The sequence below is a fragment of the Streptomyces sp. NPDC043685 genome, from assembly GCF_056436585.1.
Genome location: NZ_JBWKCH010000002.1, coordinates 291802 through 305553 on the forward strand (window position 1 = coordinate 291802; position 13752 = coordinate 305553).

Annotated in this window: 15 protein-coding genes; 8 read left to right on the plus strand and 7 right to left on the minus strand. The window is 71.5% G+C overall.

The genetic code is table 11. From position 1 onward, the window contains the following. Positions 1–93 precede the first annotated feature (93 nt). Positions 94–402 carry a hypothetical protein gene (locus AC0665_RS06055; protein WP_478704505.1) on the plus strand — a complete coding sequence of 103 codons (309 nt, stop codon included), beginning with the start codon at positions 94–96 and terminating at the stop codon, positions 400–402. Between the two features lie 11 nt (positions 403–413). Here the strand turns inward: AC0665_RS06055 and AC0665_RS06060 are convergent, their stop codons facing one another. Beyond that, positions 414–1007 carry a CGNR zinc finger domain-containing protein gene (locus AC0665_RS06060; protein WP_478704506.1) on the minus strand — a complete coding sequence of 198 codons (594 nt, stop codon included), beginning with the start codon at positions 1005–1007 and terminating at the stop codon, positions 414–416. 86 nt (positions 1008–1093) lie between these two features. On the opposite strand from AC0665_RS06060, the gene AC0665_RS06065 reads away from it, so the two are divergent. Continuing rightward, positions 1094–1894: an MBL fold metallo-hydrolase gene (locus AC0665_RS06065; RefSeq protein WP_478704507.1), complete on the plus strand. Its 801-nt coding sequence runs from the start codon at positions 1094–1096 to the stop codon at positions 1892–1894. A gap of 28 nt (positions 1895–1922) precedes the next feature. Here AC0665_RS06065 and AC0665_RS06070 read toward each other — a convergent pair whose 3' ends face one another. Next, entirely contained in the window at positions 1923–2573 is a 651-nt protein-coding gene (locus AC0665_RS06070) for a dihydrofolate reductase family protein (protein ID WP_478704508.1), read from the minus strand. 86 nt (positions 2574–2659) lie between these two features. Continuing rightward, entirely contained in the window at positions 2660–3025 is a 366-nt protein-coding gene (locus AC0665_RS06075) for a cupin domain-containing protein (RefSeq protein WP_363121838.1), read from the minus strand. 206 nt (positions 3026–3231) lie between these two features. Here AC0665_RS06075 and AC0665_RS06080 point away from each other — a divergent pair, with 206 nt between their 5' ends. The 5 genes from AC0665_RS06080 to rbsD all read left to right on the plus strand — a co-directional run bounded on the left by AC0665_RS06080 (position 3232) and on the right by rbsD (position 9082). Continuing rightward, positions 3232–4251, plus strand: a complete 1020-nt coding sequence (locus AC0665_RS06080; RefSeq protein ID WP_478602112.1) for a LacI family DNA-binding transcriptional regulator — start codon at positions 3232–3234, stop codon at positions 4249–4251. Continuing rightward, positions 4248–5780, plus strand: coding sequence for a sugar ABC transporter ATP-binding protein (locus AC0665_RS06085; protein WP_468409308.1), 1533 nt, complete (start codon positions 4248–4250; stop codon positions 5778–5780). The genes AC0665_RS06080 and AC0665_RS06085 overlap by 4 nt, the downstream gene beginning before the upstream one ends. Further along, positions 5770–7719: an ABC transporter permease/substrate-binding protein gene (locus AC0665_RS06090; RefSeq protein WP_478704509.1), complete on the plus strand. Its 1950-nt coding sequence runs from the start codon at positions 5770–5772 to the stop codon at positions 7717–7719. The genes AC0665_RS06085 and AC0665_RS06090 overlap by 11 nt, the downstream gene beginning before the upstream one ends. 74 nt (positions 7720–7793) lie before the next feature. Then, entirely contained in the window at positions 7794–8696 is a 903-nt protein-coding gene (locus AC0665_RS06095; RefSeq protein ID WP_468633504.1) for a ribokinase, read from the plus strand. After that, positions 8693–9082, plus strand: coding sequence for a D-ribose pyranase (rbsD, locus tag AC0665_RS06100; RefSeq protein WP_468409302.1), 390 nt, complete (start codon positions 8693–8695; stop codon positions 9080–9082). Before AC0665_RS06095 ends, rbsD begins: the two co-directional genes overlap by 4 nt. Positions 9083–9325: 243 nt before the next feature. On the opposite strand, the gene AC0665_RS06105 is transcribed toward rbsD, so the two are convergent. The 4 genes from AC0665_RS06105 to AC0665_RS06120 form a co-directional block, all read right to left on the minus strand. Continuing rightward, positions 9326–9868, minus strand: coding sequence for a GNAT family N-acetyltransferase (locus AC0665_RS06105; protein WP_478704510.1), 543 nt, complete (start codon positions 9866–9868; stop codon positions 9326–9328). Positions 9869–9883: 15 nt separating this feature from the next. After that, positions 9884–10570 (minus strand): NAD(P)H-dependent oxidoreductase, encoded by a 687-nt coding sequence (locus tag AC0665_RS06110; protein ID WP_478602119.1) that lies wholly within the window; start codon positions 10568–10570, stop codon positions 9884–9886. A gap of 36 nt (positions 10571–10606) precedes the next feature. Then, positions 10607–10939 (minus strand): ArsR/SmtB family transcription factor, encoded by a 333-nt coding sequence (locus AC0665_RS06115; protein WP_468409296.1) that lies wholly within the window; start codon positions 10937–10939, stop codon positions 10607–10609. A 77-nt stretch (positions 10940–11016) separates the two neighbouring features. Next, positions 11017–11187, minus strand: a complete 171-nt coding sequence (locus tag AC0665_RS06120; protein ID WP_363121847.1) for a hypothetical protein — start codon at positions 11185–11187, stop codon at positions 11017–11019. Between the two features lie 247 nt (positions 11188–11434). Between AC0665_RS06120 and recD2 the strand changes: the two genes are divergently transcribed. Further along, entirely contained in the window at positions 11435–13711 is a 2277-nt protein-coding gene (gene recD2 / locus AC0665_RS06125) for an SF1B family DNA helicase RecD2 (RefSeq protein ID WP_478704511.1), read from the plus strand. Positions 13712–13752: the final 41 nt, after the last annotated feature.

The window sequence follows — 13752 nt, forward strand, 5'->3', positions numbered from 1 at the left end:
CTGCCCGGCGGCATGCCGTCGCCTCGACGAGCGCCCGCTGCGCGGGGAGGACAACCGGCTGGTGCGCCCCTACCTGTCGGCGGAGGCACACGCATGACCGGCGGGGCGCGCGACCACGCGGCCATCGGGAGGCTGTTGCCCTGGACCGGTGCCGACGGCAGGCCCTGTTATCTCGTCGGTGACGGAACCGGCTACGTCTCACGGCTCGCCGACGAGATCGAGGACGTGCAGATCGACATGGCGGACCGCCTGCTCGCACACGCCGCCGAACTCCTCGCGGAGCGCCGCGTGACGAGCGCGGAGCTGCACTACCTGGCCCGGCGGCTCAGCGAATCGCTGCGGGACGTCAAAAGGGTCGCGGAGAGCAGAGGGGAGCGGCGCACCCCTCCGCCCCGGCCCTGACCGGGGTGTAGTCAGCGCCCCTCGGTGCGGCGCGCGTACGCCCTGGCCGCGCGGGCGCGGTCGCCGCAGCGGGTGGAGCACCACTGGCGGCGGCCGTGGCGGAGCAGGAAACGGTTGCAGGGCGGGGAGCCGCAGGCGGTGAGGCGCTCGGCGTCGGGGGACGTGAGCAGATCGGCCGCGTCGGCGGCAAGGGTGGCCACGGCGAGGTCGACGATCGCGGAGGTGGGGTGGGGGGCGGTGCGGTAGGGGCCGGTCTTGTCGTCCCACCGCAGCAGGGGGGCCGTGGGGACCCTGGTCATCGCGTCGTTGAGGGCGTCCACCGCGGTGGGCAGGGCGGGTACGCCGTCGGCCCGGGCGGCGAACAGCGATCTGATCTGCTCGCGCAGCGACCGCAGCTGGGCCGCGCACATCTCCCGCATGCCGGCGTCGACCGGGGCGAGGCCCCGCCGGGTCAGCCAGTGGTTGGCCTGCGCGGGGGTGCCCAGCAGGTCGAGGGTGCGCCCGCCGGGCAGTGCCGTCGCGCTGTTGGCCAGGGCCAGGGAGGGGTGTTCCTCCTCGCCCTGTGCGGGCGGCGGGGCGGGTTGTTCGGTCACGGTCTCCTCCATGCTTCTCATGGTACGGCTTGCCTCTATCCGTGAGAAGCGGCTACGGTCGTCTCACGGTTCAATCGCGTCTATCCGTGAGGTGCTCCATGTCTTCCACGCCCGTGACGGCCGACTTCCCCGTCCGTGTCCTGGGTGGCCCGACCGCCCTGTTCGAGTACGGCGGTCTGCGCTTCCTGACCGACCCGACCTTCGACGCCCCCGGCGACTACCCCCGGCCCGGGGGCCCGCTCCTGACCAAGACCGCGCCCGCCGCCGCCACGCCCGCCGACCTCGGCGACGTAGACGTCGTGCTGCTCTCCCACGACGAGCACGCCGACAACCTCGACACCTCGGGCCGGGCCCTGCTCGCCGGCATACCCCTGACCCTGACCACGCCCGGTGGCGGCAAGCGTCTGGGCGAGAGCCTGGGGGAGAGGGCCAGGGGCCTGGCCGACTGGGAATCCGTCGAGCTGGAGCGCCCCGGCGGCGGCACGGTCACCGTGACCGGCGTCCCCGCCCTGCACGGCCCCGGTCCCCGTGAGCAGGTCGAGGCGTTCACCGGCCAGGTCGTCGGCTTCGTCCTGACCGGCGAGGGCCTGCCCACCGTCTACGTCAGCGGCGACAACGCCTCACTCGACGCGGTCCGCGAGATCGCCGGCCGCTTCGGCCCCGTCGACACCGCCGTGCTCTTCGCCGGCGCCCCCCGCTTCCCCGTCCTCTTCGACAATCAGGTCCTCGTCCTGGACAGCACGATGGCCGCCGAGGCCGCGCGGATCCTCGGAGCCCGGCGCGTGGTCCCCGTCCACTACGACAGCTGGGCCCACTTCACCGAGGGCCGCGACGAACTGGCGGCCGCCTTCACCGCCGCCGGGCTCGCCGACCGTCTGGACTGGGGCGGGCGCGACTGACCGACACGCGCGCCCGGACCGGTGGGTGTCACTTGCGCCAGAACAGGTGATGGATCACCGCGCCGCCGGGGCTCGGCACGATGTCGCAGTGGAACCGGTCGAACAGTTCCTCGGGGGACTCCCACAGCCGTGCGCCGGACCCGAGCACCACACCGGGCGAGACCGCCACGTGCAGCGTGTCCACCAGGTCGGCGTCCAGGAACTGCCGGATGGTCGTCGCCCCGCCGCCGAGCCGTACGTCCTTGCCCCCGGCCGCCTTGCGCGCCTGGGCGAGGACCTCGGCCGGATCCCCGCCGACGAAGTGGAACGTCGTGTCGGACGGGGTGAACGAGGGGCGTTCGTAGTGGGTCATGACGAACACCGGGGTGTGGAACGGGGGTTCGTCGCCCCACCAGCCCTGCCACGCGTGGTCCTGCCAAGGGCCGCGGTGCGGGCTGAACTTGTTGCGGCCCATGATCTCGGCGCCGATGTTGTGGTGGAAGTCCCGCGTCAGGTAGTCGTCGAGACCGCGGCTGCCCCCGGGGGCGGTGCGGTTCGGCCAGCTCGCCGTGGCCCCGGCCCAGGCGAACATCGTGCCGGGGTCGGCATGGCCGAACGGCCGCTCCAGGCTCTGGCCCTCACCGGCACCGAATCCGTCACTCGAGACGTTGAAGTTCTGCACGCGCAGCAGCTGGGTCACGGTGTTCCTCCTGAGGTCGATGCGAGGAAGACCGCCCGGGCCGGCGAAACTCATCGGTCCGGGCCCGGCGCATCAGGAGACCCGGCTCAGCCGGCCTGCGCCGTCACGTGGTCGATCACCCGCTGGAAGTCCTCGCTCGGCGAGAACTCCACCAGCTCGCTGTCCTCCAGCGCCATCGGCACATGGCCGGGGCCCCAGTAGTACGCCTGTCCCGCCTCGTACTCCTCCTCGCCCGCGGCCGTGCGCATCCTGATCCGGCCCTTGAGCAGATAGCCCCAGTGCGGGCACTGGCACGCGTCGTCCGGCAGGCCCTTGAGGGCCGGGCCCATGTCCGTGCCCCGGGGCAGGGTGATGTAACCGACCGACAGGCCGCCGCCGATGGGCTTGATGCGCAGCTCCACTCCGTCGCCTTCGAGGGCGACGGGCACGTCGTTCCGGGTCGCCGCCGTCATGGCTCCTCCACTCGCCGTGAAACGGACCTCCTCCTTCCAGCCTGAACCGCCGGGGGACCGCCCGCGACATCACGATCCGGTCAAGAGCTGCCGCGGGGGGCTTGCCCCGGCGCCGTGTAATCGATTCCATGCTCCCGTCGCTGTAATCGATTCCACGAGCGCTCATCCGCGCTCCCACGACTGATCCACAAGGAGGTGGAGCGGCGGTGGCCAGCATCAAGGACGTCGCTGCCGAGGCCGGCGTATCCGTCGCCACGGTCTCGCGCGTCCTGAACGACCATCCGTCGGTCAGCGCCGACGCACGCACCCGCGTGCTGGCCGCCGTCGAGACCCTGGGCTACCGCCCGAACGCCGTCGCCCGCTCCCTGCGCACCGACCAGACCCACACCCTCGGCCTGGTCATCAGCGACGTGCTCAACCCCTACTTCACCGAGCTGGCCCGCTCCGTCGAGGAGGAGGCACGCGCGCTCGGCTACAGCGTGATCATCGGCAACGCCGACGAGCGGCCGGACCTCCAGGAACACCACGTACGCACCCTGCTGGACCGCCGGATCGACGGCCTGCTCGTCTCCCCGACGGACGGCGGGTCCCCGCTGATGCTGGACGCCGCGCGGGCCGGGACGCCGATGGTGTTCGTGGACCGCTGGATCCCGGGCGTGGACGTGCCGGTGGTGCGGGCGGACGGGCAGAGCGCCGTACGGGACCTCGTGGCGCATCTGCACGGCCTCGGGCACCGGCGGCTCGCCATCATCGCGGGCCCGGCGGCGACCACGACCGGCCGCGAGCGCGTGGAGGCCTTCCGGGAGGCGCTCGGGGCGTACGGACTCGAACTGCCCGACGCCTACATAGGGCAGGGCGACTTCCAGGCCGAGAGCGGGCGCCGGGTCACCGAGGGCTTCCTCGACCTGGCCGAGCCGCCCGAGGTCGTCTTCGCCGCCGACAACCTGATGGCGCTCGGCGCGCTGGACGCCGTACGCGCCCGTGGCCTGCGCGTCCCGGACGACCTCGCGCTGGCCGCGTTCGACGACATCCGGTGGTTCGTGCACACCGATCCGCCGATCACCGCGATCGCCCAGCCCACGGGCGAGCTGGGCCGGGCCGCCGTGCGGGCCCTGGTCGACCGGATCGAGGGGCGGCCCGGCCGGTCCGTCACCCTCCCCGCCCGGCTCGTCGTACGCCGCTCGTGCGGCGAGAACCCCACCCCAGTGCAAAGGAGCACGACGTGAGCAACGCGGACGAGTTGCTGCGCATCGAGGGCATACGGAAGACCTTCCCGGGTGTGGTCGCGCTGGACGGCGTCGACTTCGACCTGCGCCGGGGCGAGGTGCACGTGCTGCTCGGTGAGAACGGCGCGGGCAAGAGCACCCTCATCAAGATGCTCTCCGGTGCCTACACGCCCGACGCCGGGCGGATCCTGGTCGGCGGCGAGGAGACCCGCATCCAGGGTGCGCAGGACTCCGAGCGGCTCGGGATCGCCACCATCTACCAGGAGTTCAACCTGGTCCCGGATCTGACGGTCGCCGAGAACATCTTCCTGGGCCGCCAGCCGCGCCGGCTGGGGATGATCGACCGCAAGCGGATGGAGGCCGACGCCGAGGTCCTGCTGAAGCGGGTCGGGGTGGACGTCTCGCCCCGTGCCCGGGTCCGCGAACTGGGCATCGCCCGGTTGCAGATGGTCGAGATCGCCAAGGCGCTCAGCCTGGACGCCCGCGTGCTGATCATGGACGAGCCGACCGCCGTGCTCACCTCCGAGGAGGTGGAGAGGCTCTTCGCGATCGTGCGCGCGCTGCGCGAGGACGGCGTGGGGATCGTCTTCATCACCCACCACCTGGAGGAGATCGCCGCGCTCGGCGACCGGGTGACGGTCATCCGGGACGGCAGGAGCGTCGGGCAGGTCCCCGCCTCCACCCCCGAGGACGAGCTCGTCCGGCTCATGGTCGGACGCTCCATCGAGCAGCAGTACCCGCGTCAGCGGGCCGACCGGGGCGCCGCGCTGCTCACCGTCGAGGGACTCACCCGGGACGGCGTCTTCCACGACGTCGGCTTCGAGGTGCACGCCGGTGAGGTCGTCGGCATCGCCGGACTCGTCGGCGCCGGGCGCACCGAGGTCGTCCGGGCGGTCTTCGGCGCCGACGCGTACGACAAGGGCACCGTCAAGGTCTCCGGCACCCCGATCGCCAAGTACGACGTCAACGCGGCGATGACCGCCGGGATCGGACTCGTCCCCGAGGACCGCAAGGGCCAGGGCCTGGTGCTGGACGCCTCCGTCGAGGAGAACCTCGGCCTGGTGACCCTGCGCTCGGCCACGCGCGCCGGGCTCGTCGACCTCAAGGGCCAGCGCGCGTCCGCCGAGCGGATCGCGCAGCAGCTCGGCGTGCGGATGGCCGGGCTCGGCCAGCACGTGCGCACCCTCTCCGGCGGCAACCAGCAGAAGGTCGTCATCGGCAAGTGGCTGCTCGCCGACACCAAGGTGCTGATCCTCGACGAGCCGACGCGCGGCATCGACGTCGGCGCCAAGGTCGAGATCTACCAGCTGATCAACGAACTCACCGCCGCCGGCGCGGCCGTCCTGATGATCTCCAGCGACCTTCCCGAGGTGCTCGGCATGAGCGACCGGGTGCTGGTGATGGCGCAGGGCCGGATCGCCGGTGAACTCTCCGCCGACGAGGCGACCCAGGACGCCGTGATGGCCCTCGCCGTCAGCACCCCTACGACCACGACCACGAACGGAACGGAGGCCTCCGGTGGCCACTGACACGCTCAAGAGCACGACGGGCGCGGGTGGCGCCTCGGGGGGCCTGCGCCGCCTCCTGCTCGACAACGGCGCGCTCACCGCGCTCATCGTCCTCGTCATCGCGATGTCCGCGCTGTCCGGCGACTTCCTGACGGCGGACAACCTCCTCAACGTCGGCGTCCAGGCGGCCGTGACGGCCATCCTCGCCTTCGGCGTGACGTTCGTGATCGTCTCGGCGGGCATCGACCTGTCGGTCGGCTCGGTCGCGGCGTTGTCCGCCACGGTCCTCGCCTGGAGCGCCACCTCGGCGGGCGTCCCGGTCTTCCTCGCCGTGCTGCTCGCCATAGCGACGGGCATCGTGTGCGGCCTGGTCAACGGCATCCTGATCTCCTACGGCAAGCTGCCGCCGTTCATCGCCACGCTGGCCATGCTGTCCGTGGCCCGCGGCCTGTCCCTCGTCATCTCCGAGGGCTCCCCGATCGCCTTCCCCGACTCGGTCTCCCACCTCGGCGACACGCTCGGCGGCTGGCTGCCGGTGCCGGTCCTGGTCATGGTCGTCATGGGCCTGATCGCCGCGTTCGTGCTCGGCCGGACGTACATCGGCCGCTCCATGTACGCGATCGGCGGCAACGAGGAGGCCGCGCGGCTGTCCGGCCTGCGCGTGAAGAAGCAGAAGCTCGCCATCTACGCCTTCTCGGGCGTCTTCGCCGCCGTCGCCGGTGTCGTCCTGGCCGCCCGGCTGTCCTCCGCGCAGCCCCAGGCCGCCGACGGCTACGAGCTGGACGCGATCGCCGCCGTCGTCATCGGCGGCGCCTCCCTCGCGGGCGGCACCGGCAAGGCCTCCGGCACGCTCATCGGCGCCCTGATCCTCGCCGTGCTGCGCAACGGGCTGAACCTGCTGAACGTCTCGGCGTTCTGGCAGCAGGTCGTCATCGGCGTCGTCATCGCACTGGCGGTGCTGTTCGACACGCTGCGGCGCAAGGCGGGGGCGACCCCGGTGGCCGGTGCTTCGCAGGGAGGCAGGGGCAGGCAGGCGACGACGTACGGGCTCGCGGCCGTGGTCACCGTCGCGATCGTCGGCGCCACCTCGTTCCTGCACAACGGTTCCTCCGCCACCGACAAGCCGAAGATGGGCCTGTCGCTGTCCACCCTCAACAACCCCTTCTTCGTGCAGATCCGGGCCGGCGCCCAGGCCGAGGCGAAGAAGCGGGGCGTGGACCTGACCGTCACCGACGCCCAGAACGACGCCTCCCAGCAGGCCAACCAGCTCCAGAACTTCACCAGTTCCGGCCTCGGCGCGATCATCGTGAACCCGGTGGACTCGGACGCCGCGAGCAACTCCGTCAAGGCCGCCGACCAGGCGAAGATCCCGGTCATCGCGGTCGACCGGGGCGTGAACAAGGCGCCGGTGGACGCCCTGGTCGCCTCCGACAACGTCGCCGGCGGTGAACTCGCCGCCAAGACCATCGCCGACAAGCTGGGCGGCAAGGGCAAGATCGTGATCCTCCAGGGCCAGGCCGGTACCTCCGCCGCCCGGGAGCGCGCGCAGGGCTTCGCCAACGGCCTCAAGGCCTTCCCGGGCATCAAGGTCGTCGCCCAGCAGCCCGCCGACTTCGACCGCACCAAGGGCCTCGACGTCATGTCGAACCTGCTCCAGGCCCACCCGGACGTCCAGGGCGTCATCGCCGCCAACGACGAGATGGCGCTCGGCGCGATCAAGGCCCTGGGCTCCAAGGCCGGAAAGTCGGTCTCGGTCGTGGGCTTCGACGGCACGCCGGACGGACTGAAGGCGGTCGAGGGCGGCACGCTGTACGCGTCCGTCGCGCAGCAGCCGTCCCAGCTCGGCAGGATCGCCGTGGACAACGCCCTGCGCGCCCTGAAGGGCGAGAAGGTCGAGGAGACGGTGAAGGTGCCGGTGAAGGTGGTCACCAAGGAGAACGTGGCCGGCTTCAGCGGCTGACATCGGGGAACGGCGGGCGGTCGCACACGGCGTGCGGACCGCCCGCCCATGTCACTCACGTGGGGAGACAACTCATGTACGACTACGACCTCCTGGTCGTGGGGTCGGCCAACGCCGACCTGGTGATCGGAGTGGAGCGCCGGCCCGGTGCCGGAGAGACCGTGCTCGGCTCCGACCTGGCCGTCCACCCGGGCGGCAAGGGCGCGAACCAGGCGGTCGCCGCCGCCCGGCTCGGCGCCCGCACGGCCCTGCTGGCCCGGGTCGGCGACGACGCGCACGGCCGGCTGCTGCTGGACTCGCAGCGCGCGGCGGGTGTCGACACGGTGGGTGTCCTGGTGGGCGGCGCGCCGACCGGGGTCGCGCTGATCACGGTCGACCCTTCCGGGGACAACAGCATCGTCGTCTCGCCCGGCGCCAACGGCCGTCTCACGCCCGAGGACGTCAGGGCGGCCGGGTGCCTCTTCCAGGGGTCCCGGGTGGTGTCGGCGCAGCTGGAGATCCCGCTGGAGACGGTGGTGGAGGTCGTTCGGAGCCTGGCGCCGGGGAGCCGTTTCGTGCTGAACCCCTCGCCGCCGCGCCCTCTGCCGTCGGAGGTGCTGGCGGCCTGCGACCCGCTGATCGTGAACGAGCACGAGGCGAAGGTGATCCTGGGCGACTCCGCCGTCGGGGACACCCCCGAGGACTGGGCGCGGATCCTTCTCGCCAAGGGCCCGCGGTCGGTGGTGGTGACGCTGGGCGCGCAGGGCGCGCTGGTGGCGTCGCCGGAGGGTGTCTCGCGCGTGCCCGCGGTGAAGGTGGAGGCGGTGGACACCACGGGTGCGGGCGACTCCTTCACCGCCGCGCTGGCCTGCCGGCTGGGTGCGGGCGAGTCGCTCGCGGAGGCGGCGGCGTACGCGGCCCGGGTGGGTGCCGCGACCGTGACGAAGGAGGGCGCCCAGGCGTCCTTCCCGACCGCGGCGGAGGTCGCCGGTTCATGAAGAAGACCGGGATACTCAACCGTCACCTCGCCGGTGCGCTGGCCGAACTCGGCCACGGTGACGGGGTGCTGGTGTGCGACGCGGGCATGCCGATCCCCGACGGTCCCCGGGTGGTGGACCTGGCCTTCCGGGCGGGTGTGCCGTCGTTCGCCGAGGTGCTGGACGGGCTGCTGGCGGAGCTGGTGGTCGAGGGGGCGACGGCGGCGCGCGAGCTGCGGGAGGCCAACCCGGAGGCGTCGGCGCTGCTGGAAGGCCACTTCCCGGGGCTGGACCTCGTCCCGCACGAGCGGCTCAAGGAGCTGTCGGCGGGGGCCCGGCTGGTCGTCCGCACGGGCGAGGCACGGCCGTACGCGAACGTCCTGCTGAGGTGCGGCGTCTTCTTCTGACAGCCCCGAAGGGCCTTCGGACGGCCCCGAACGGTTTCGAAGGGGCCCGGTCCGTCGACCGGGCCCCTTCGGCCTTTCCCCTCCCGATCAGGAACCCCCGCGATCCCCCCGGATCCCCCTCCAGAAGCCCTGACGCCTAGTACGACCCGCTGAGGGCGGAAAGGGTTGCACGGCGGAGCGAGAATTTCTCGCCGGATTCTCGTGGGCCCGCCACCAGGGCGGCTTCGGCCCTGCGCGACCCCCTCACCGAGGCCGGTCCCGCAACGGGCCGGACCCGGCGGGGAGGCGGCTTCGGCAGGTGAGCACGCGGGTGACACCACCGTCGTCCTCCTCGATGTCGCGCACGTGCTCGAACCCGAGGCGCCCGAGCAGACGCAGCGAGGCCTCGTTCTCCGCCGCGACCGTGGCGTGCACATCGCGGAGCCCGAGCGTCTCGAAGCCGTACGCCACGAGCGCCCCGGCGAGTTCCGTGCCCAGTCCGGCTCCCCACGCCGCGGGGGCCAGCGCGTAGACGATCTCGTGTCCGTCCACCGCGTCGGTCCGCTTGATCTCCGCGTGCCCGACCAGGCGCCCGGCCTGCCGGACGGCCCACACGTCGAACAGGTCCCGGGCGTAGACCTTGCTGAAGATCCGCCCGAACAAGGCCCGGTCGTCCGCCTCGGAACAGGGCCCGTCGCCCATCCACCGGGACACCCTCGTGTCCTGGAACAGGGCGACGAAGGCGTCCTCGTCGTCCGGGGTGTAGGGGGTCAGGAGCAGGCGGGGGGTGCGCAGGGGCGGGGGCATGGAGGCGGACGGTAGTCAGGCGGTGGCCCCGCCGGCAACCGGCTTTCGCGTCGCCCGGGCGACGGCCCGACCGGCCGCCTCCAGCGCCGCGGCCCGTTCTTCGTCGCTCATGCGGGCCGGTCCGTAGGTGATGACCGGGTCGAGGACCTCGAAGCCGACGAACTCCAGCATTCCGCGGTGGATGTGGAACAGGAAGTCGTCCATCGGGCCGAACGCGCCACCGGGTCGGAACGACTCGCCGGGCCCGCCGGTCGTGAACAGCAGCATCGCGCGCTTGCCGGCGAGTGCCGCCTCGCCGAAGAGCCCGTGGGCACCGCCGAAGACCCCGCCCATCACGAAGACCCGGTCCACCCAGCCCTTGAGGACGGCGGGCAGCGAGAACCACCACAGCGGGAAGGACAGCACGAGCAGATCGGCGGCGAGCAACCGGTCGAGATGGTCTTGGACGGCCGCGTCGAGCGTCCCCTCGCCGACCGCGCGCAGTTGCTCGGCCTGCGGCTTGAACACGCCGTCCACCGGTGCGAACTCGTCCCGGGCCAGCACCGGAGCCCAGCCTTCGGCGTAGAGATCCAGGACGTCGACCCGGTACCCGGCCCGGCCGAGGGAATCGGCCGCGGCCGTCATCTGGGCGGAGCAGAACGACAGGGGCTCGGGGTGCGCGTGGACGATCAGGGCGCGGGGCATGGCATCGAAGGTCGACATGAGAGGATCATATCGACGTATCGCGATGCGTCAATGTCAGAGGGTGGTGCCGATCGCCCGCGCCAGGCGCGTCAGCCGCTCCTCGTCGCGCCGGTAGTGGGTCCACTTGCCGATCCGGGTGGGCCGCACGAGCCCCGCCCGTTCGAGCGTGCTCATATAGCTGGACACCGTCGACTGGGCGAGCCCCGCCTTCGCCTGGATGTGCGTGACGCACACGCCGACCGACCGGCGGTCCGCGATCGGCTCGTAGGCGCCGAAGTGCGCCTCGGGATCCTTCAGCCACTGCATGATCTGCAATCGGGCGGGGTTGCCGAGGGCCTTGAACATCTCGATCAGATCGTCCGGATCGAGTTCCGCCGTCGCGGTCATGCGCCGCCCTTTCGCTCACCAGTCGGACGCACCACGATATCTCGATGTGGGAATCCGCTGCGCTCCGGCCGGCGGCCTCAGCGCCGCAGGCTGTAGCTCACCATCGACGCTCCCACCACCGATCCGAACGCGGGCAGCAACAGCTGGGTGAAGGCCTCCCAGCCCCACACGATGCCCGCGCACACCGCCGCGAGGTTGATGGCCAGGGACATGATCCACAGGGCGACGCTCTGGGCCTGGGGTGACATCGTTCCTCGTCGTCATTCGGGGCCGAGGGGAATGGACGGCCCCGTTGTGATGAACCCCTGAATTCTTCCACGATAAAGGATCGAAAAAGGGGCGACCGGGATGCTTGAACTGTAAAGCTTCGACTTTTCTTGTGAATCCGCGGTGAAAAGTGGGCCCCTGTGCGCATACTGAACGGTCGCTTTTGAGGGAGGGGCGGGCCCCGGATCGCCCCGCTGAGCTGTCACCGGCGGGCGGTACCGTCGGATCATGACCGATCAGGCGGGGGCCGCCCAGGCGGGCGAGCGGCGAACGGCCACGCTGGAGGGCGTGCTGGAGCGCATCACGTACGCCAACGAGGAGAACGGCTACACGGTCGCCCGGGTCGACACCGGCAGAGGCGGCGGCGACCTCCTCACGGTCGTCGGCGCGCTGCTCGGCGCCCAGGTCGGCGAGTCCCTGCGCATGGAGGGCCGCTGGGGCTCCCACCCGCAGTACGGCAAGCAGTTCCACGTGGAGAACTACACGACGGTCCTGCCGGCCACCGTCCAGGGCATCCGCCGCTATCTCGGCTCGGGCCTCGTCAAAGGCATCGGCCCGGTCTTCGCCGACCGGATCACCCAGCACTTCGGCATGGACACCCTGAAGATCATCGAGGAGGAGCCCAAACGCCTCATCGAGGTCCCCGGGCTCGGTCCCAAGCGCACCAAAAAGATCGCCGACGCCTGGGAGGAGCAGAAGGCGATCAAGGAGGTCATGCTCTTCCTCCAGACGGTCGAGGTCTCCACCTCCATCGCCGTGCGCATCTACAAGAAGTACGGCGACGCCTCCATCTCGGTCGTGAAGAACCAGCCGTACCGGCTCGCCTCCGACGTCTGGGGCATCGGCTTCCTGACCGCCGACAAGATCGCCCGGTCCGTCGGCATCCCGCACGACAGCCCCGAGCGCGTCAAGGCGGGCCTGCAGTACGCACTGTCCCAGTCCACCGACCAGGGGCACTGCTTCCTCCCCGAGGAGCAGCTGATCAAGGACGCGGTCAAGCTCCTCCAGGTCGACACGGGCCTGGTCATCGAGTGCCTGGCCGAACTGGCCGAACCACCGGAGGACGGCGAGGACCCCGGCGTCGTACGGGAGAAGGTGCCGGGCCCCGACGGGGAGCCCGTCACCGCGATCTACCTCGTCCCCTTCCACCGCGCCGAACTCTCCCTCTCCGCCCAGCTGCTGCGCCTCCTGCGCACCGGCGAGGACCGCATGCCGGGCTTCCGGACCGTGGCCTGGGACAAGGCGCTGGGCTGGCTGAAGGGACGCACGGGCACCGAGCTCGCACCCGAGCAGGAGGCCGCGGTCAAGCTGGCGCTGACCGAGAAGGTCGCCGTCCTGACCGGCGGGCCCGGCTGCGGCAAGTCCTTCACGGTCCGCTCGATCGTGGAACTGGCCCGGGCCAGGAAGGCGAAGGTCGTGCTGGCCGCCCCCACAGGCCGGGCAGCCAAGCGCCTGTCCGAGCTCACCGGCGCCGAGGCTTCCACGGTCCACCGCCTGCTGGAGCTCAAGCCCGGCGGCGACGCGGCCTACGACCGGGAGCGCCCGCTGGACGCCGACCTGGTGGTGGTCGACGAGGCGTCCATGCTGGACCTGCTCCTCGCCAACAAGCTGGTGAAGGCGGTCCCGCCGGGAGCGCACCTGCTCTTCGTCGGGGACGTCGACCAGCTGCCCAGCGTCGGCGCGGGCGAGGTCCTGCGGGACCTCCTCGCCGACGGCGGCCCGGTCCCCGCCGTCCGCCTCACCCGCGTCTTCCGGCAGGCCCAGCAGTCCGGCGTGGTGACGAACGCGCACCGGATCAACGCCGGACTGCACCCGGTCACGGACGGCATGAAGGACTTCTTCCTCTTCGTCGAGGACGACACCGAGGCCGTCGGACGCCTCACCGTCGACGTGGCCGCCCGCCGCATTCCGGCCAAGTTCGGGCTGGACCCGCGCCGGGACGTCCAGGTCCTCGCCCCGATGCACCGCGGCCCGGCCGGCGCGGGCACCCTCAACGGCCTGCTGCAACAGGCCGTCACCCCGGGCCGTCCCGACCTGCCGGAGAAGAGGTTCGGCGGACGGGTGTTCCGCGTCGGCGACAAGGTCACCCAGATTCGCAACAATTACGAGAAGGGCGAGAACGGCGTCTTCAACGGCACCGTCGGCGTCGTCACCTCGCTCGACCCGGTCGACCAGCGGCTGACGGTGCTCACGGACGAGGACGAGGAGGTGCCGTACGAGTTCGACGAACTCGACGAGCTGGCCCACGCGTACGCCGTGACGATCCACCGCTCCCAGGGCAGCGAGTACCCGGCGGTCGTCATCCCGGTCACCACGGGCGCCTGGATGATGCTCCAGCGCAACCTGCTCTACACGGCGGTCACCCGGGCCAAGCAGCTGGTCGTCCTCGTCGGGTCACGCAAGGCGATCGGCCAGGCGGTGCGCACGGTTTCGGCGGGCCGGCGGTGCACGGCACTCGACTTCCGGCTCGGTTCAACGAAAAATGATCGATCAAATGAGTCGTGAAGGTCACAAGGCACTTCCGGAAGGGGATCACAGGGGGCAGG